Here is an 18877-nt window from a genome sequence, read left to right on the forward strand (position 1 = left end):
ATCGTCGACGACGTCCGTCCGTTCGAGACCCGAAAGTTGTGGCTGCTCAACGGCTCCCACTCCCTCATGGCCTTCGCGGCCACGATCCTCGGTCACGAGACCGTCGCCGACGCGATCGGCGACCCCGTGGTCCGTGGCTGGGTCGAGGAGTGGTGGGACCTCGCGGCGCGGCACCTCGATCTGCCGGAGGAGGACATCGACTCCTACCGTCGCGCGCTCATCGAGCGGTACGAGAACCCGCGCATCCGCCACCTGCTGGCGCAGATCGCCTCGGACGGGTCGCAGAAGCTCGCCATCCGCATCGTCCCGGCGCTGGAGGCCGAACGGGCCCAAGGTGGCTCGGCGACCGGTGCGTGTCGTGCCGTCGCGGCGTGGACCCTGCACCTGCGCGGACTCGGGGCGCCCGTGAACGACCCGGGTGCCGACGAGCTGCGTCGCGCGGTCGAGGGAGATCTCTCCTCGGCGGTGGGTGCGGTGCTGCGTCACCTCCGGGTCGAGGACGACGAGGTGCACGCCGAGGTGTTGCGCCTGGCCGAGGACCTCTCCCGCCAGGAGTGACCGACCGCTCGACTCAGGTCGGCAGACCCTCACCGGCCGCGGCCAGCCGCACCGGCCCGGTCGCGGCGGTCGCGGCGGTGTCGGCGCCCTGGGCATCCGGCCTGGTGGGGATGTCGAGCAGGAGCGCGTCGGCGCACCCGAGCACGTCGGCGTGGGTCCAACCGGCCTCCGCGAACGGCCGGATCACCCGGTGGGCGCCCACGGTGCGGACGACGTCGAGGTCGCCCTCGGCGGTGTCGACGTAGGCGACGGAGGTGAACTCCGTGGCATCGCGGGCGATCTCGACCCCCGTGGCCCCGGAGATCGCCGCCACGTGCGGGTCATGACGCTCGGGACCGACGACCAGGAGCACGCGCTCGTGACCGAGCGCGCGCCGCGCGAGGTCGAGCAGCAGTGTGGTGGCCACGGGCTCACCGAGGACGACGCCGAGGCGGCCCGCGCCGATCACACACGCCTGGACGCGGCCGACGTGCGCGGCCAGCTGTGCCGACGCCGGGCACGGGTGCGCCGCCCGGTCCCGTCCCCGAGGTTCCATGAGCCAAGTGTCGCAACGGAATCGGCGCACGTCAGGTGCCCTGGTGCCCGTGTCGTATACATCGGGGTCGTCTCGGGTGTGCGTCCGTGGTGAAACGGCGACAGCACGGACGGGTGGCCGTCCGTGCTGTCGTCTGGACCGGAGTCGTCGTGTGCGGGAGGGTCAGTCGCCGGCGAGTCCCAACGCCGTGGGCAGCCACAGCGAGATCTGCGGCACGAAGACGACGACGAAGAGGCCGATGACGATGGCCAGGAGGAACCAGGCCAGCTTGGCGACGACGGGTTCGATCCGCAGTCCCGCGACGCGGGCGCCGACGAACAGGACGTTGCCGACCGGCGGCGTGATCACCCCGACGCACAGGTTGTAGACGATCATCGTGCCGAAGTGCAGCGGGTCGACCCCGAAGGTCTCGACGACCGGCAGGAAGATCGGGGTGAAGATGAGGATGGCCGGGGTCGGGTCCATGAAGCAGCCCACCACCAGCAGGATCGCCATCATCACCAGCAGGATCACCGTCGGGTTCGAGGAGAGGCCGAGCATGGCGTCGGAGACCATGCCGGGGATGTGCGAGAACGACATGACGAACGACAGCGCCGTGGAGACCGCGACGAGGATCATGACGATCGCCGTCGTGCGCGCCGCGTCGAGCAGGATGCGCGGCAGATCACTCACCTTGAGTGCGCGGTAGACGAATCCGAGGACGAGGCAGTACACCACCGCGATGGCCGAGGACTCGGTCGCCGTGAAGAACCCCCGAGGATGCCGCCGACGACGATGACGATCATCAGCAGCGACGGCACCGCACGCCACAACGTCACGGCCGCCTGAGCCGCGGTCGGGCGGGCGGCGTCGCGTCCGCCGCTGAACTTCCGACCCAGCACGGCGACGACGATCATGCAGGCCGCCACCCACACCAGGCCGGGGCCGACACCGGCCATGAACAGGGCCGCGATCGAGGTGCTGCTGACCAGCGAATACACGATGAAGGTGTTGCTCGGCGGGATGAGCATGCCCGAGGGTGCCGAGGCGACGTTGACCGCCGCGGCGAACGAGCGGTCGTACTTCTCCTCGCGCATGCGGGGCGTCATGACGGTGCCGACCGCGGCCGCGGCGGCGACGGCCGCTCCGGAGACCGCGCCGAACATGCCGTTGGCGACGACGTTCGTCTGCGCCAAGGAGTTCGGCATGCGCCCGACGAGGACCTTGGCCGCGTCGATGAGCCGCGCGGCGATGCCTCCGTTGTTCATGAGCACGCCGGCGAGGACGAAGAACGGGATCGCCAGCAGCGTGAAGCTGTTGATGCCCGTGAACATCTTCTGGGCGCTGACCAGCGCGGCCTTCTCGACGTCGAGGAGCACGAACGCGGCGGCGAAGGACGACAGGCCGATGCCGACGGCGATGGGGACGGCGCACAGGATGCACAGGGCGATGCCGACGACCAGGACGATCGCGGCGAGCATGATCGGGTCCACGGCGTCAGTTCCTGTTCTCGTCGGTGGTCGTGCGCGGGGCCGCGGTGGCGCCCGCGCCCGTCGCGGCCTGCTCGTCGGGATCGAGATGGACCTCGACGGCCGGGTCGGTCTCCTCCGGGAAGGGATCGACGGCCCCGCTGAGGATGGAGAGGAGGTCGCCGATCGCGTAGAAGGCGATGAGGACTCCCGTGATCGGCAGGACGATGTACATCTGCCCGAGGGTGAACGGCAGCGACTGGAGCTGCTGGTCCCAGGCGCCACCGGCGGCGCGGATGCCCCCGTAGACGAGCAGGAGCAGGGCGAAGGCGATGACGGCGACCTGGACGAGTGCTCCCAGCACGCGTCGGCCCGCGGTCGGCAGCATCCGGGCGACGATGTCGACGGCCAGGTGGCCACGCTCGGAGAAGACGAGTGCCGTCGCGAAGAGCCCCACCCACACGAACAGGTACCGCGACACCTCGTCGGTCCACGCCGCGGGCGACTGGAGCACCTGTCGGGTGATCACCTGCCACACCACGACGAGCACGAGCACGGAGAAGAGGACGACGCACGTGCCGGCGAGGAGACGGTCGAGCATCCTGCGGAGCGCGTTCATCGGGTCGCCGCCTGTCGGGTCCGGTCGTACAACTGCTGCTGGGTGGGGTTGGCGAGGAACGACCTCGCCAGGGGTTCGAGCCGCTCGTCGAACGGGGCGGTGTCGATCTGGTGGAACTGGGCTCCCTCGGCGGTGGCGCCCTCGATGGCGTCCTTGGTGGCCTTGTCCCAGAGGGTGACGAACTCCTCGTACGTCTTGGTCCACTCGCGGTCGAAGGTCGCGCGGTCCTCGGGCGACATCTTCTGCAGCGTCTCGCTGTTGGCGACGAGGTAGTCGAGTCCGACGAGGTGCTTGGTGTAGGTGTAGTGCGGCGCGACCTCGTAGTGCTTCTGCGTGAAGTAGGAGACCTCGTTGTTCTCCGCGCCGTCGAGGACTCCCGACTGCATGGCCGTGTACACCTCGCCGTAGGACATCGGGGTGGGGGAGCCGCCCATCGTCGTGATCATCCGCAGCATGACGGGGCTCTCCTGCACGCGGATCTTCTGCCCGGCCAGGTCGGCGGGGGTGTTGATCGGCTTCTTCGTGTAGAGGTTGCGCTCGCCCTGGGTGAAACCGCCGAGCACGGTGAGGTGCTGGTCGCCCTCCAGCGATCGGTAGAGGTCGCCCACCACGGCCGGGTCGTTGATGACCTTCATCTGGTGCTCGACCGAGTCGAACACCCGCGGCAGGTTGAACACCCGGAAGTCGGGGTTGATGTTCTCGAGCTGGGTGCCCGAGATGACGGCGAGGTCGATGATGCCGTCGCTCGTCAGGCCGAGGACCTCCTGCTGGGCGCCGAGGACCTCGTTGGGGAAGACGTCGAGTCGGTACCGGCCTCCGGTCGCCTGCTGGAGGCGGATGCCGAAGCCGGTCAGCGCGACGTAGGAGGGGTGCTTCTCGGTCTGGTTGAGCGCGAGCCGGAGGATGACGGGGGCCTCGCCGCCGATGGCGGGCGCGGCCGACGTGCCGCAGGCCGCGAGGGAGGCGATCGCCGCTGCGCAGGCCGCGCTCGTGATCAGGGGCCGTACACGCATGGCGTGTCCTCTCGACGACGGTGTGGAGTGTCTCGAATGCTCGCGGACCGCTTGACTGCCCGGCAACGTGTTGCCAGAAGTTGCCGGGCGGTCACCTGCGGAGCGCATCGACGAACGCCCGCAGGGTCTTCTCGCCGAACAGGACGAACCGCACGACGTCGAACTCGCCCTCCTCGACGCCGGGGTGGGCGCGCACCGCGTCGACCGCGAGGCGGGCGGCCTCGGCTGCGTCCCAGCCGAACACGCCGGCGCCGACGGCGGGGAGGGCGATGCTCTTCGCGCCGAGGTCACGCGCCACGTCCAGGCTGCGGGTGAAGCACGACGCGAGCAGGTCGGGATCGGTCTGACCGGCGCGGCGGTCGGGGCCGACGGTGTGGATCACCCACCTGGCCGGCAGGTCGAAGGCGTCGGTGGCGACGGCCTCACCGGCGGGAAGGCCGTCCGGCAGGGATTCGGCGCGAAGCGCCCGACACGCCTCCAGGAGCCTCGGGCCCGCCGCCGCGTGGATGGCGCCGTCGACGCCGCCGCCCCCGGTCAGCGAGCTGTTCGCCGCGTTGACGATCGCCTCGACCCTCTGGGTCGTGATGTCGCCCTCGATGGCCTCGATCAGCGTGCTCATCGGCGTCCTGCCTCTCTCGGTGCGTCCTGCGGACGAGGAACACGGCCAACGTAGGTGATTCGGAGCCGCTGATCGGGCGGGGCGATTCGGACGCGTGGCGGAGGGCGCGGGAGGACGGCGATGGGTAGCCTCGGGGAGGACGCCGTTCCGGTGCGTCCGAGATTCACGACGAAAGGACCTCCGATGGTCGTCTTCGGACTCATCCTCCTGCTGCTGGGCGTGGGCGCCGGCGCGTTCGCCTTCTGGGTGGCGACGGCGGGGACGCAGTCGCCGGGCGGCGGCATGGGCATCGACGTCTTCGGCAACACGATCGTCATCGCGCCGCTCACGCTCGTGCTCCTCGGCGTCGGCGCCGCCCTGCTCATCCTGCTCGGCGTCTGGGTCATGATCGCCGCCAGCCGCCGCAAGATGCGCGAGAGCCGCGAGCGCCGCGAACTGCGCAAGACGCAGAAGCGTCAGGAGAAGGAACTGGCCGAGACCCGCAGCCGTCTGGGCGAGGACTCCGCCCGCACGGGCCGCCGCGACGACCACCGTGACGACCGCGGCGCGACCGGAGGTGCCGTGCGTGCAGAGGACCGCAGCGCGGCCCCCGCACCGAGCGCTACGACGAGCGCAGCGGTGTGCGTCACGAGGACGTCCGCCACGACGACGGCCGCGGCCCGGCCACCGGCGAGCGCATCGGCAACCAGGACCGCATCCCGCCGGTGGACCCCCCGCGCGACCCGCGCTGACGGCATGGAGCAACGACTCACCTTCGTCACCCTCGCCGTGGACGACGTCGCACGCTCGGCGGAGTTCTACATCGGCGGTCTCGGGTGGGAGGTCGAGTTCGAGGCGCCCGGTGAGGTGCTGTTCATCCGGCTCGGGCCGGGATTGGTCCTCTCCCTGTGGAGCCGTGCGGGATTCGTCGAGGAGATCGGCGCGGAGCCGACCCGGGGTCTTGCGCCCCTGACTTTGGCCCACAACGTGTCCTCGCCCGAGGAGGTCGACGACGTCCTCGACTCGGCGCGCGGCGCGGGGGCGGAGGTGAGTCCCGGAGTCCGGCGCGACTGGGGTGGGTATTCCGGCTACTTCACCGACCCGGACGGGTTCCGGTGGGAGGTGGCGCACAACCCGAGTCCGCTCGGGGACGACCTCATCGCACGCGCCCGGGTCTGGGAACAGTCGCGCTCCCTGGGTGCCGCGTCGGTCACCACCTCGCTGCGCGAGCGCGAGCCGCTGTTCCACCGCGAACCTCGTGACGCCACGCGAGCGCACTTCGAGCAGATGGTGGCACCGGGCATGGTGCACATCGGGGCCTCGGGACGGCAGATGGACCGCGAGGAGACCATCGCGGAGGTCACCCGCCGCTACGCCGAGGGCGACCACGGCGACGACCACACCTGGATCGTCGAGGACTTCGAGGTCGAGGAGCTGGCCCCAGCCCTGTGGGCCGCCACGTACGTGCTGCATCAGGGGCCGCGCGTGACCCGACGCTGCACGCTCTGGGAGCTCGCCGACGGACACTGGCGCGTGCGACGCCACCAGGGCACCGTGATCGATGCGTGACCTGGGCCGGACCATTCGACTCCGAGCGTTCGCCTACTCGTGACCCGAACGTGACCCAACCGGCTCACGCCGGAGGGTGACGTGCGTCACCATCGAGGCTCCGGTCATTCGCCAAAGGAGCCGAAATGCCAACTCGCTCAACACGGTCCACCAGACGGTGGACTCGTTCGTTCGCTGCGTCGATCGCGATGGGGGCCACCGCCCTCGGCGGCGCAGTGGTCGCCGCGCCGGCTCTCGCCGAGCCCACGCCGTCCCCCGCCCATCGGCGCGGGCGACCGCTCCCGATGCCGCCAGCCTCGTCACCGTCCACGCGCCGACCAAGGGAGCGAGGACCAAGCTCGTCGACCTCGGCTTCGACACGACCAGCCGCATGCGTGCCGGCGGTGGTCTCGACGTCGTCCTGCACGGCAAGGCCGACGCCGCCCGTCTCAAGACGGCGGGATACACCTGGACCGTCCGCACCGCGAACCTCGCCGCGCAGCAGCGGGCCAACGCCGCCAAGGACCGGGCCTACGACAAGGCCACCGTGCGCTCCCCGCTGCCCAGCGGCCGCACCGCCTACCGCACCTACGACGAGTACGTCGCGGACATGAAGCTCCTGGCCGAGAAGTACCCCAAGCTCGTGCGGATGTTCACCCTGCCCAACAAGACCGTCGACGGCCGAGAGGTCCACGGCATCGAGATCACCGAGAACGTCGACGCCATCGACGACGGCAAGCCGGTGTTCCTCATGGCCGGTGCGCACCACGCCCGTGAGTGGCCGTCCTCGGAGGCGACCCTCGAGTACGCCTTCGACCTGCTCGACAACCGGGCGAGTCGCGTGGGTGATGCCCGGGCCCGCGAGATCGTCAAGAAGACCCGCACGATCTTCGTGCCCATCGTCAACGTCGACGGCTTCATCGTCTCTCGCGACGCCGTTCCCAAGGGCGACTTCTCGGCGCAGGACTACGAGATGCGCCGCAAGAACTGCTCGATCAGCGTCCAGACCCCCGCCGACATGCGCTCGGGCACCTGCGGCGACAACCCCGCCGGCCGGTTGCGCGGCACCGACCTCAACCGCAACTACCCCGGCTTCTGGGGCGGTCCGGGAGCCTCGGCCAACTGGCGCAGCGACACCTACCGTGGCGACGGGCCGGGCAGCGAGCCGGAGACCGACAACATCCGCAAGCTCGTCTCCGGCCGTCAGGTCGTCACCCTCATCTCCAACCACACGTACAGCAACCTCGTGCTGCGTCCGCCGAGCATCATGGACACCGGCCTCACCCCGGACGAGCCGTTGTACAAGGCGTTCGGTGCCGAGATGGCCGATCCGATGGGGTACGTCAACCAGCGTTCCTTCGAGCTGTACGACACCTCCGGCAGCACCGAGGACTGGAGCTACTGGAACACCGGCGGTCTCGGATTCACCTTCGAGATCGGTGCCGAGGGCTTCCACCCGCCGTTCGCCGACGGGGTGGTGGCCGAATACGTCGGCGCCAAGCCGGCTCCGGGAGCGAGCAAGGGCGGCATCCGCGAGGCGTTCTACCGCGCGTCGATGTCGACGATGAACGCCGAGCGGCACTCGACGCTGACGGGCAAGGCCAAGCCCGGCCACACGCTGCAGATCCGTAAGCGCTTCGTCTCGGCGACGTCGCCGGTGATCGGCACGGACGGCATCGTCGGCGCGCCCCGCTACTACGAGGACACCCTCACCAGCACCCTGCGTCCCAAGAAGGACGGCCGCTTCACCTGGTCGGTCAACCCCTCGACGCGTCCGGTCGTCGCCGGGCGGTACGGCCGCGACGCCGTGGCGCCGCCGCAGAAGGCGATCACGTTGACCAACCCCGACGGTGTTCCCGCCGAGGGCAAGACGGAGGAGACGACCTTCACCGTCGAGGCACCGCCGAAGGCCGACAACGGGCGCGTGACCATCGAGGTCGGCTGGGCGGGCGCCACCGGTGACACCGCCATCGACTGGGACGTCGAGATCATCGGCCCGGACGGCAAGCCCGCGGGCTCGGCCGGGACGACGAACCAGCCGGAGAAGGCCGTCATGCTCGACCCGGTGCCTGGCAAGTACACCGTGCGCGTCACCAACTACAAGGGCGGCGCCACGGCCGACTGGACCGGCAAGGTCACCTTCGCCTCGCCGCAGCCGGCCACGTACTCCGGGATCAAGGAGTCGTGGACGCTGACCTGCACGAACGCGCGAGGCAAGATCGTCGCGATGCACGACGTCGTCGTCGACCGCGGCCAGAAGAAGAACCTGGGCAACAACGTCTGCGGCCGCAAGGGCTGATCCGCAGCCATCCGAGTCCGACGCGCCGGCCGTCCCGCCTCACGCGGGGCGGCCGGTGCTGTCGCCGAGACCGCCGCCTATAGCCGGCGGTCTCGGCGAGGTGGGGGTGACGCATGGTTGCCACGCCGATGCCGGTTGCCTAGGCTCCGAAGAAGTCGAGCGAGGCCGGACACAGTGTCGTGCCGGCTCGGTGGAGGTGGCTTGCGATGAGCGCGAACCCGCAACCGGGGGCTGACCGGACCGGCACCCCGTTCCCACCGGGCGCCCGACCTCCGGGCGTCGACGACGGCCCTGACGACCCGGACCCGCCGCGGCAGGCGCCCGGTGGCAGTGACCCGTTCGCGCCGTCGGACACCGGCGCCCTCGCGGGGCTCGCGCGCGATCTCGCCGGACGCATCGGCCCCGAGAAGCTCCTCACCGATCCGCAGCAGCGCCGCACCTACGAGTGCGACGGCCTGGCGCATCACGCGGTCGTGCCCGGGCTCGTCGTCCTCGCCGAGAGCGCGGACGACGTCCGGGAGACGGTGGCGGCCTGTGCCGCGGCCGGCATCCCGTTCGTCGCGCGCGGCAGCGGGACCGGCCTGTCGGGTGGGGCCCTGCCGCACGCCGACGGGGTCCTCATCGTCACCTCGCGGATGCGGGCGATCCTCGAGATCGACCCCGTCGCCCAGCGGGCCGTCGTCGAGCCCGGCGTCATCAACCTGCAGCTCACCCAGGCCGCGACCCCTGAGGGCTACTACTTCGCGCCCGATCCCAGCAGCCAGCAGGTCTGCTCGATCGGGGGGAACATCGCCGAGAACTCCGGCGGCGCGCACTGCCTGAAGTACGGCTTCACCACGAACCACGTCACCGGCGTCGACTTCGTCACCCCCGACGGGCAGGTGAGCACCATCGGGGGCAAGGCACCCGATCCGCCTGGCTACGACCTCCTGTCGATGATCGTCGGCTCCGAGGGGACGCTCGGGGTCGCGACGCGCGCGACCGTGAAGCTGACCCGGTTGCCGCACACCGTCCGCTGCCTGCTCGCGGGCTTTCCCGACACCGACGGTGCGGGCGCCGCGACGAGCGCCATCATCGGCTCCGGGTGCATCCCGGCGGCCATCGAGATGATGGACACCCTGGCGATCGAGGCCGCCGAGCAGGCGGTGCACTGCAACTACCCCGAAGGCGCCGGGGCGGTGCTGATCGTCGAGCTCGACGGCCCGCAGGAGGAGGTCGAGGCCCAGTTCGCCCAGGTCGAGAGGTTCTGCCGCGAGCACGGCGCCTTCGAGCTGCGGGTCGCCGCCGACGAGGCCGAGCGCGCGCTCATCTGGCGCGGTCGCAAGTCGGCCTTCGCCGCCGTGGGGCGGATCAGCCCCGACTACCTCGTGCAGGACGGCGTCATCCCGCGGACCGAGCTGCCCGAGGTGCTCCGCGCGATCGGTGACCTCGCCCGGGAGCGCGGGTGCCGTGTCGCCAACGTCTTCCACGCCGGAGACGGCAACCTGCACCCGCTCGTGCTCTTCGACGGCGACGTCGAGGGCGAGGCCGAGCGCGCCGAGGAGGTGTCCGGGGCGATCCTCGACCTGTGCATCAGCCACGGCGGCTCGATCACCGGTGAGCACGGGGTCGGGTCGGACAAGGCCAAGTACATGCCGCGCATGTTCACGGCCGAGGACCTGGACACGATGCAGATGGTCCGGTGCGCCTTCGATCCGGACCTCCTCTCCAACCCCGGCAAGGTCTTTCCCACCCCGCGCCTGTGCGGGGAACGCCCCGGTCGGCACCGAGGCGCCCATCCGCTCGCCGAGGCGGGCGTGGCGGAGGTGTTCTGACGCGATGACCACCCAGCACTCGCACGACACCCGGCCGGATCGGGACCCGTCGTCGCGCCTTCGTGACGACGAGATCGGTCGCCTTCTGCGAGCCGCCGCGGACGTCCGCGACGCGACCCCCGCCGACCACGTGGGCTTGGTGCCCCCGCGCTGGGTGGCCCGTCCGAGCGACACCGCCGGCGTCGCGGCGCTGATGCGCGTGGCCCACGAGCACGGACTCGCCGTCGTCGCCCGCGGGGCCGGCACGAAGCAGGACTGGGCCGCCCCGCCGCGCGCGCTCGACCTCGTCATCGAGACGACCGGGCTCGCGGAGGTCATCGAGTACGCCCCGGACGATCTCGTGCTGCGCGTCGGCGCCGGCGTCCGGCTCGAGACGATCGAGGACCTGCTCGCCGAGAACGGGCAGAGGCTCGGCATCGACCCCGCGCGCCGTGGCACGATCGGCGGCGCGGTCGCGACCGCGGCGACCGGGCCGATGCGCCTGACCCACGGCTCCGTGCGCGACCTCGTCCTCGGCGTGACCTTCGTGCGCGCCGACGGGACGATCGCCAAAGCCGGTGGCAAGGTCGTGAAGAACGTCGCGGGATACGACCTCGGCAAGCTGCTCACCGGCGCGTTCGGCACGCTCGGCATCATCACCGAGCTCGCCTTGCGCCTGCACCCGCGCGCCGAGGCGACCCGGTGGATCGGCGCCCCCTCGATGTCGGCGGGCTGACCCGGGTGCTGCACGCGATCGCCCAGGAGCAGATCGTGCCGAGCGCCGTGGAGATCGACGTGCCGGTCGACGGACGCAGCAGCATCAGCGTGCAGTTCGACGGCACGCTCGCCGGGATGGGCCGCCGCGTCGACCGGATGCGTGAGCTGCTCGTCGAGGCGGGGCAGGTGAGCGACGCCGGGATCGCCGTCGACGACGGTCCACCCTTCTGGTGGGGTGCCGAACCTCCCGGTGAGGCGATGCTCAAGGTCACCCACGTGGTCGGCCGGGCCGGTGCCCTGGCCGAGTCACTGCGCGAGGCCGCCGAGGCCACCGGCGTCCGGTGCGCCCTGCGCGGCTCGGCCCTCGTCGGCGTGGCCCACGTCGGCCTCGATGCCCCCGGGCCCGAGTCCTTCGCCCGCTTCGTCGAGATGGCCAGGGCGGCCACGGCCGCCCTGGAGGGCACGCTCGTGGTGCTCAGGGCCCCGGCGCCGTGGCGCGACGCCGTCGACCCGTGGGGGCCCGTGGCGGGGTTGCCCCTCATGCGGGCGGTCAAGGATCAGTTCGACCCCGACGCGATCCTCGCGCCGGGCCGATTCGTCGGAGGGATCTGATGAGCACCGGACACGAGACCGACGGGCGCGCGCACACCTCGAGCAGTCCGGGCGGCACGACCGCGCCGAAATCTCCGGCGCAGGCCCCGGCCACGGCGCCGGCATCGGCGTCGACACCGGTGGCGCTGCGCGGATTCGACGAGCACCGCCCGCCCTCGGCCGAGCTCCTCTCCGACTGCGTGCACTGCGGCTTCTGCCTGCCGACGTGCCCCACGTATCTCATGTGGGGGAGGAGATGGACTCCCCGCGCGGGCGCATCCACCTCATGACCCAGACGCTCGAAGGCGGGCCGTTGACCGACACGGTCGTGGGCCACTTCGACGCCTGCCTCGGCTGCATGGCGTGCGTCACCGCGTGCCCCTCGGGGGTGCAGTACGACAAGCTCATCGAGGCCACCCGCGCCCAGGTGGAGCGCAACCATCGCCGCTCGCCCCAGGACCGGGCGCTGCGCTCGGCGATCTTCTCCCTCTTCCCCTACCCCCGGCGGCTGCGGGCGGTGACGGCGCCGCTCAAGCTCTACCAGCGCACAGGCCTCGGCCGGCTCGTGCGCCGTTCGAAGGTGCTGGACCGGATCTCGCCGCAGCTCGCGGCCATGGAGGCGCTGGCCCCACCGCTCGGCGCCGCGGAGCCCGTCGCGCACGTCACCCCCGCGGTCGGTCCGCGCCGTGGCCGCGTCGGGATGCTCCTGGGGTGCGTGCAGCGGGAGTTCCTCCCCGGCGTCAACGCCGCCACCGTGCGGGTGCTCACGGCCGAGGGCTACGACGTCGTCGCGCCGCGGGAGCAGGGCTGCTGCGGGGCGCTGTCGGTGCACGTCGGCCGGGAGGAGGAGGGCTGCGCTTCGCGCGCTCCCTCATCGACGTCTTCGAGCGCGAGCGCATCGACCACTTCGTCGTCAACGCGGCCGGGTGCGGCTCGGCGCTCAAGGACTACGCGCACCTGCTCGCCGACGACCCGGAGTACGCCGAGCGCGCCGCGGCACTGTCGGCGCGCAGTGTGGACGTCAGCGAGTTCCTCGCGCAGGTGGGGACGCAGGCGACCTACCACCCGCTGCCGGTGACGATCGCCTATCACGATGCCTGCCACCTGGCCCATGCACAGGGGGTGCGGGCGCAACCGCGGGCCCTACTGCGCGCGATCCCGGGTGTGGAGCTGCGCGAGATCGTCGAGGGCGACCTGTGCTGCGGCTCGGCCGGCGTCTACAACGTCATCAACCCCGAGCCTGCCGCGCAGCTCGGCGACCGCAAGGCCGGCCACGTCGCCGCCGCCGGCGCGGAGCTGCTCGTCACCGCCAACCCCGGATGCCTGCTGCAGATCGCCTCCGGTCTGGAACGTCGGGGCGTCGCCATGCGGTCGGCGCACACCGTGCAGGTGCTCGACGCCTCGATCCGCGGCGCGGGGGTCGACGACATCGGCACGTGATCCGGCGCGGGGTGTCCGGGCCTTCGTCACCGCGGCCATCCCACGGGGGTGCGGAGGTGAAGAACGACACGGACAACATCGAGCGACGGCATGATTGCATCGATGCAGGTCAGGGAGATGCGCCCAGGGCGATGGCCGTGTCGATGTCGTCCGTGTTGTTCTTCGTCCGGTCAGACCTCCTCCGAAAAGCCCCGGCATACCTCGAACAGGGTTGAGTGGAATAGACTCAACTTCGTTGCAGTTGTACCCGGTGAATGCCGGCTACCGGCCACAGAAACCATGTCCGCGACACCCCCGAGGAGGGTTGCCAGTGTCCCTTCAGCTCACGACCAAGGCCCAGGAGGCCTTCTCCACCGCCGTCCGCACCGCAGCAGCTGCGGGGCACCCGCACGTCGAGACGGCCCACCTGCTCAAGGCCCTGGTCGAGCAGACTGACACGACGACCGGCCCGCTGCTCGACGCCTCCGGGTCCTCCCGCCTGGCCGCGATGCGTGCCGCCGACGCCAAGCTGGCCCAGTTGCCCAGCGCCACAGGGTCCTCGGTCAGCTCGCCCAACCTCTCTCGCGGCGCGCAGACCGTGCTCGAGCAGGCCCGCCAGGTCATGGAGGCGATGGGTGACACCTACGTCTCCACCGACCACCTGTTGCTCGCCATCGCCCGCACGGGCGAGTTCGGGCTCGACGCCGAGGCGATCGACCGGCTCATCCCGCAGATGCGCGGGGGCGGCAAGGTGACCACCGAGAACCCCGAGGACCAGTTCAACGCGCTGGCCAAGTACGGCACCGACCTCACCCTCGCCGCGCGCGAGGGCAAGCTCGACCCCGTCATCGGTCGCGACTCGGAGATCCGCCGCGTCGTGCAGGTGCTCTCGCGTCGCACCAAGAACAACCCCGTCCTCATCGGCGAGCCCGGCGTCGGCAAGACCGCCGTCGTCGAGGGCCTGGCCCAGCGGATCGTCGCGGGCGACGTCCCCGAGTCCCTGCGGGACAAGCGCCTCATCGCGCTCGACCTGTCGGCGATGGTCGCCGGTGCCAAGTACCGCGGCGAGTTCGAGGAGCGGCTCAAGGCCGTCCTCACCGAGATCCGCGAGGCCGAGGGCAAGGTCGTCACGTTCATCGACGAGCTCCACACCATGGTCGGTGCGGGAGCCACGGGTGAGGGCGCCATGGACGCCGGCAACATGCTCAAGCCGCTGCTGGCCCGTGGTGAGCTGCGCCTCGTCGGGGCGACGACCCTGGACGAGTACCGCAAGCACATCGAGAAGGACGCCGCGCTGGAGCGCCGCTTCCAGCAGGTGTTCGTGGGCGAGCCCAGCGTCGAGGACACCATCGCGATCCTGCGCGGGCTCAAGGAGCGGTACGAGGCCCACCACAAGGTGGCCATCGCCGACTCGGCGCTCGTGGCGGCGGCGACGCTGTCGGATCGGTACATCCAGGCGCGTCAGTTGCCCGACAAGGCCATCGACCTCGTCGACGAGGCGGCCTCGCGGCTGCGCATGGAGATCGACTCCTCGCCGGTCGAGATCGACGTGCTCCGGCGCGCCGTCGACCGGCTCAAGATGGAGGAGCTGCACCTCTCGCGCGAGACCGACGAGGCCTCGATCGCGCGGCTGGAGAAGCTGCGCGCCGACCTGGCCGACCGTCAGGAGGAGCTCGCCGGTCTCACCGCACGGTGGGAGGCCGAGAAGGCCGGGCTCAACCGCGTCGGTGACCTCAAGGCGCGCCTCGACGAGCTGCGCATCACCTCCGAGCGTCTGCAGCGCGAGGGCGACTTCGCCGAGGCGTCCAAGCTGCTCTACGGCGAGATCCCGCAGCTCGAGAAGGAGATCGAGGCGGCCAGTGCCGCAGCCGATCTCGCGGCCGAGAACCCCGACCCGATGGTCAAGGAGCAGGTGGGTCCCGACGACATCGCCGATGTCATCTCGAGCTGGACCGGCATCCCCGCCGGCCGTCTGCTCGAGGGCGAGACCGAGAAGCTGCTCCACATGGAGGACTGGCTCGGCAAGCGCCTCATCGGTCAGGCCGAGGCGGTGCGTGCGGTGTCGGATGCGGTGCGTCGCAGCCGTGCGGGCATCGCCGACCCGGATCGTCCGACGGGCAGCTTCCTGTTCCTCGGACCGACGGGTGTCGGCAAGACCGAGCTGGCCAAGTCGCTCGCGGACTTCCTCTTCGACGACGAGCGCGCGATGGTGCGGATCGACATGTCGGAGTACTCCGAGCGGCACGCGGTGGCCCGCCTCATCGGTGCACCCCCGGGTACGTGGGGTACGACGAGGGCGGTCAGCTCACCGAGGCCGTGCGGCGCCGCCCGTACTCGGTCGTGCTGCTGGACGAGGTCGAGAAGGCCCACCCGGAGACCTTCGACATCCTCCTGCAGGTGCTCGACGACGGCCGTCTCACCGACGGCCAGGGGCGGACGGTGGACTTCCGCAACGTCATCCTCGTGATGACGAGCAACCTCGGGAGCCAGTTCCTCATCGACGAGAACCTCACGTCGGAGGCCAAGCGTGACGCGGTGATGGCCGCGGTGCGGGCGTCGTTCAAGCCGGAGTTCCTCAACCGCCTCGACGAGACCGTGATCTTCGAGCCGCTGTCGACCGAGGAGCTGTCGCGGATCGTCGACCTGCAGGTCGAGGCCCTCGACCGCCGGCTGGCCGACCGCCGGATCGTGCTGGAGGTCACCGACGGCGCCAAGGAGTGGCTGGCGATGACGGGCTACGACCCGGCCTATGGTGCGCGTCCGCTGCGCCGACTGGTCCAGCGCGAGATCGGCGACCGGCTGGCGATGGCGCTGCTCGCGGGCGAGGTCCGCGACGGACGCCGCGTGGGGGTCGACGTCGACTTGGCGGCCGACCACCTCGTGCTCACCGAGCTCGACGCGCCGATGCAGGGTCCCGCTCCGGCGGGTGCCGGCACGGAAGGTGGCGGCGATGACGACATCATCGACGCCGAGGTCGTCGACGACGGCACGCCCTGACCCCGGTCCCGGACGAGAACAGCGCTCGGGCCGCCTCCCCTCGGAGGCGGCCCGAGCGCTGTGTCGCGTCTCAGGCGATGGGCTCGAAGCGGCTGGTGAAGAACCGCAGGCTCGGGGGCTCGTAGACGAACTTCAGGCCCGTGATCTGGTCGCGCTTGGCGCAGAGGTCGATGACGGCCCGGGCCACGATCTCCATGTGCCGGTCGGTGTAGACGCGGCGCGGGATAGTGAGGCGCACCAACTCCAGGGCGGGGTTGCGGTTGTTGCCGTCGGCGTCGCGGCCTGCGGAGACGTTGCCGCGCTCCATCGAGCGGACGCCGGACTCGACGAACAGCTCGGCCGCCAGCGCCTGCGCGGGGTACTGGTCCTGGGGGATGTGCGGCAGGAACTCGGCCGCGTCGAGGAAGACCGCGTGGCCACCGATCGGCTCGACGATGGGCACGCCCGCCTCGCGGAGGAGTTCACCGAGGAAACGCACCTGTCCGACGCGGTGCGCCAGGTAGGCGTCGTCGGTGGCCTCGCGCAGACCCACGGCCATGGCCTCGAGGTCGCGGCCCGCCAGGCCGCCGTAGCTCGGCATCCCTTCGTAGACGACGACGAGCTCGCGGGCCTTGACGAGGATGTCCTCGTCGCGCATCGCGAGGAATCCACCGATGTTGACGAGGCAGTCCTTCTTGCCCGACATGGTGAGTCCGTCGAAATAGGACAATTGCTCCTTGACGATCTCGGCGCAGGACGTGTCGGCGTATCCCTCTTCGCGTTCCTGGATGAAGAAGGCGTTCTCGGCCAGACGGGTGGCGTCGGACCACATGATGATGCCGTTGTCGTCACACATCTTTCGGACGGCCCGGATGTTCTCCATCGAGACCGGTTGCCCGCCTGCGAGATTCACCGTGAGTGCCACGTTGATGTAGGCGATGTTCTCGGCGCCGACATCATCGATGAGTTTCTGGAACTTCGCGAGGTCGACATTCCCCTTGAAGGGGTGTTCGAATTGCGGATCGTGCGCCTCGTCGATGATGACGTCGTGGAATGTCGCGCCCGCCTGTTCCTGGTGGAACCGCGTGGTGGTGAAGTACATGTTGCCCGGCACGTGCGTGCCCGGACGGATGAGGATCTGGCTGATCAGGTGCTCGGCGCCGCGCCCCTGGTGGGTGGGGACGACGTACGGGAAGCCGTAGACCTCCTCGACCGCCTCCTTGAGGAGGTCGAAGGACTTCGCGCCCGCATAGGCCTCGTCGCCCATCATCATGTGCGCCCACTGGTTGTCGCTCATGGCAGAAGTGCCCGAGTCGGTCAGCAGGTCGATATAGCAGAGCTTGCTCGGCAGAAGGAAAGTGTTGTACCCGGCCTCGCGGATCGCCTTTTCGCGTTCTTCACGCGTGGTCATCGTGATGGGCTCGACCGTCTTGATGCGATACGGTTCGGCAAGGGTGCGTTCTGTGGTTGCCATGGGTGGGCTCCTGCGTATGCGGCTGCGCCGATGACGGAATGGCGGGCAATCAGGTGGTGTCGCCTCGCCTTTTCATCATGTCACCGGGCCCGAGGTCGCGGAGGGTGTTTGGGTAACTTCACCCCGAACGCCGAAACCGCCGGCAATAACCGGCGGTTTCGGCGAAAGTGAGGTTGGCCTAAGCGTCGGACCACCGAGCGATGGTCGCGGCCGCGCGGCGGACTCCGCCTCCGGGCAGGTCGGGAACGACGTCCTCCAGGAAGGAGTACCGCCGGCGGACGGCGCGGTGGTAGGCGTTGGAGGAGCCGCAGTCGCGCAGGCGGTGCCACCAGTCCGCGATGTCGCCCCACCCCGGCGCAGCCAGCGAGCCGCCGAACTCCTGCACCGCGAGCGCCGAGCACAGCGCCGCGAAGGCCAACCGCTGCCGCAGCGGCCAGCCCGCGAGCGTCCCCAGCGTCATGGCGGCGCCGAACACGTCGCCGGCGCCCGTCGCATCGATCGCGGGCACCATCAGTGCGGGGACGCTCGCCTCCTCACCGGTCGTGCTGTCGTAGGCGAGGGCCCCGTCGGCGCCGTTCGTCACGACGGCCAGCGGCACCCGGTCCGCCAGCGCGTACACGGCCTCCTGCGGGGTTCGGGTGCGCGTGTATGCCATCGCCTCACCGGCGTTCGGCATGAAGGCGTGGCAGATCGACAGCGGCTGGAGCATCTCCGGGTCCCATCGCCCGGTCGCGTCGTGGCCGATGTCGGCGAACAGCAGCGCCCCGTCCTCGTGGGCGAGCCGGCCCCATCCCGGAGCGTCGTCGGTGCCCATCGCATCCGAGCACGACAGGTCGAGCAGCACCGCACGCGACCGAGGCGGGCGCCCGATCATGACGCTCGCCGACTCGGGGGCGTCGTGGCCGTGCGTGACCATGTTGCGGTCCCCGCCGCAGGCCATGGACACCGTCACCGGCGAATGCCACCCGTCGTACCGCTTGGAGGTCGACAGGTCGATCTCTTCCTGGTCCGCGAGCGTGCGCCAGCAGAACTCGCCGTAGTCGTCGTCGCCGAACGCGGCACCGAGTGAGGTCCGCAGGCCCAGGCGGGCCGTCGCGACCGCGAGGTTGGCGATGCCGCCGGGGCAGGAGCCCATGCCGTCGGCCCACACCTCCTGGCCTGCCTCGGGCATCGACTCCAGCCCGGAGAAGATGATGTCGAGGAACACGGTGCCCTGCAGGTACACGTCGAACGGCGGCCCGTCGTCGCGGCTGTCGGCCAACGGATCGAAGCGTGGATTCACCGGACCT

At 70.6% G+C, this 18877-nt stretch carries 15 protein-coding genes and 2 pseudogenes; 10 read left to right on the plus strand and 7 right to left on the minus strand.

What is annotated here, in order from left to right:
* The first annotated feature begins 66 nt into the window (after positions 1-66).
* The gene (locus tag QQK49_RS23095; protein WP_431310564.1) at positions 67-558 is read left to right on the plus strand and encodes a mannitol dehydrogenase family protein; all 492 of its coding nucleotides are present in this window, start codon (positions 67-69) and stop codon (positions 556-558) included.
* A gap of 13 nt (positions 559-571) precedes the next feature.
* On the opposite strand, the gene QQK49_RS01025 is transcribed toward QQK49_RS23095, so the two are convergent.
* From QQK49_RS01025 to QQK49_RS01050, 5 genes and pseudogenes are all read right to left on the minus strand, one after another.
* Entirely contained in the window at positions 572-1093 is a 522-nt protein-coding gene (locus QQK49_RS01025; RefSeq protein WP_284302266.1) for a hypothetical protein, read from the minus strand.
* Positions 1094-1255: 162 nt separating this feature from the next.
* Positions 1256-2553, minus strand: a pseudogene (locus QQK49_RS23100) (TRAP transporter large permease).
* A gap of 16 nt (positions 2554-2569) precedes the next feature.
* Positions 2570-3142 carry a TRAP transporter small permease gene (locus QQK49_RS01040; RefSeq protein ID WP_284302269.1) on the minus strand — a complete coding sequence of 191 codons (573 nt, stop codon included), beginning with the start codon at positions 3140-3142 and terminating at the stop codon, positions 2570-2572.
* 14 nt (positions 3143-3156) lie between these two features.
* Positions 3157-4173, minus strand: coding sequence for a TRAP transporter substrate-binding protein (locus QQK49_RS01045; protein ID WP_284302270.1), 1017 nt, complete (start codon positions 4171-4173; stop codon positions 3157-3159).
* Positions 4174-4264: 91 nt separating this feature from the next.
* Positions 4265-4792: an O-acetyl-ADP-ribose deacetylase gene (locus QQK49_RS01050; RefSeq protein WP_284302271.1), complete on the minus strand. Its 528-nt coding sequence runs from the start codon at positions 4790-4792 to the stop codon at positions 4265-4267.
* A gap of 183 nt (positions 4793-4975) precedes the next feature.
* Here QQK49_RS01050 and QQK49_RS22470 point away from each other — a divergent pair, with 183 nt between their 5' ends.
* The 9 genes and pseudogenes from QQK49_RS22470 (at position 4976) to clpB (ending at position 16135) form a co-directional block, all read left to right on the plus strand.
* On the plus strand, positions 4976-6340 hold the full coding sequence (locus tag QQK49_RS22470; protein WP_348536037.1) for a VOC family protein: 1365 nt from the start codon (positions 4976-4978) through the stop codon (positions 6338-6340).
* A 157-nt stretch (positions 6341-6497) separates the two neighbouring features.
* On the plus strand, positions 6498-8618 hold the full coding sequence (locus tag QQK49_RS01060; RefSeq protein ID WP_284302272.1) for a M14 family metallopeptidase: 2121 nt from the start codon (positions 6498-6500) through the stop codon (positions 8616-8618).
* A 206-nt stretch (positions 8619-8824) separates the two neighbouring features.
* Positions 8825-10432: an FAD-linked oxidase C-terminal domain-containing protein gene (locus QQK49_RS01065; RefSeq protein WP_284302273.1), complete on the plus strand. Its 1608-nt coding sequence runs from the start codon at positions 8825-8827 to the stop codon at positions 10430-10432.
* Positions 10433-10436: 4 nt separating this feature from the next.
* Positions 10437-11147, plus strand: coding sequence for an FAD-binding oxidoreductase (locus tag QQK49_RS01070; protein ID WP_284302274.1), 711 nt, complete (start codon positions 10437-10439; stop codon positions 11145-11147).
* Entirely contained in the window at positions 11114-11740 is a 627-nt protein-coding gene (locus QQK49_RS01075) for an FAD-binding oxidoreductase (RefSeq protein WP_284302275.1), read from the plus strand. Before QQK49_RS01070 ends, QQK49_RS01075 begins: the two co-directional genes overlap by 34 nt.
* Positions 11740-12009 (plus strand): hypothetical protein, encoded by a 270-nt coding sequence (locus QQK49_RS01080; protein ID WP_284302276.1) that lies wholly within the window; start codon positions 11740-11742, stop codon positions 12007-12009. The genes QQK49_RS01075 and QQK49_RS01080 overlap by 1 nt, the downstream gene beginning before the upstream one ends.
* Positions 11976-12797, plus strand: a complete 822-nt coding sequence (locus tag QQK49_RS01085; protein WP_284302277.1) for a heterodisulfide reductase-related iron-sulfur binding cluster — start codon at positions 11976-11978, stop codon at positions 12795-12797. Before QQK49_RS01080 ends, QQK49_RS01085 begins: the two co-directional genes overlap by 34 nt.
* Positions 12761-13159: a (Fe-S)-binding protein gene (locus QQK49_RS01090; protein WP_284302278.1), complete on the plus strand. Its 399-nt coding sequence runs from the start codon at positions 12761-12763 to the stop codon at positions 13157-13159. Before QQK49_RS01085 ends, QQK49_RS01090 begins: the two co-directional genes overlap by 37 nt.
* A gap of 310 nt (positions 13160-13469) precedes the next feature.
* Positions 13470-16135 (plus strand): annotated as a pseudogene (clpB, locus tag QQK49_RS01095) (ATP-dependent chaperone ClpB).
* 70 nt (positions 16136-16205) lie between these two features.
* Here clpB and QQK49_RS01100 read toward each other — a convergent pair.
* Both QQK49_RS01100 and QQK49_RS01105 read right to left on the minus strand, forming a co-directional pair.
* A complete protein-coding gene (locus tag QQK49_RS01100; protein ID WP_284302279.1) occupies positions 16206-17588 on the minus strand; it encodes a tyrosine phenol-lyase in 1383 nt (460 codons plus the stop codon).
* Positions 17589-17766: 178 nt separating this feature from the next.
* Positions 17767-18870: a carbohydrate kinase family protein gene (locus QQK49_RS01105; protein WP_284302280.1), complete on the minus strand. Its 1104-nt coding sequence runs from the start codon at positions 18868-18870 to the stop codon at positions 17767-17769.
* Positions 18871-18877: the final 7 nt, after the last annotated feature.

The sequence above is a fragment of the Mobilicoccus caccae genome, assembly GCF_030161635.1.
GTDB classification, from domain to species: domain Bacteria; phylum Actinomycetota; class Actinomycetes; order Actinomycetales; family Dermatophilaceae; genus Mobilicoccus; species Mobilicoccus caccae.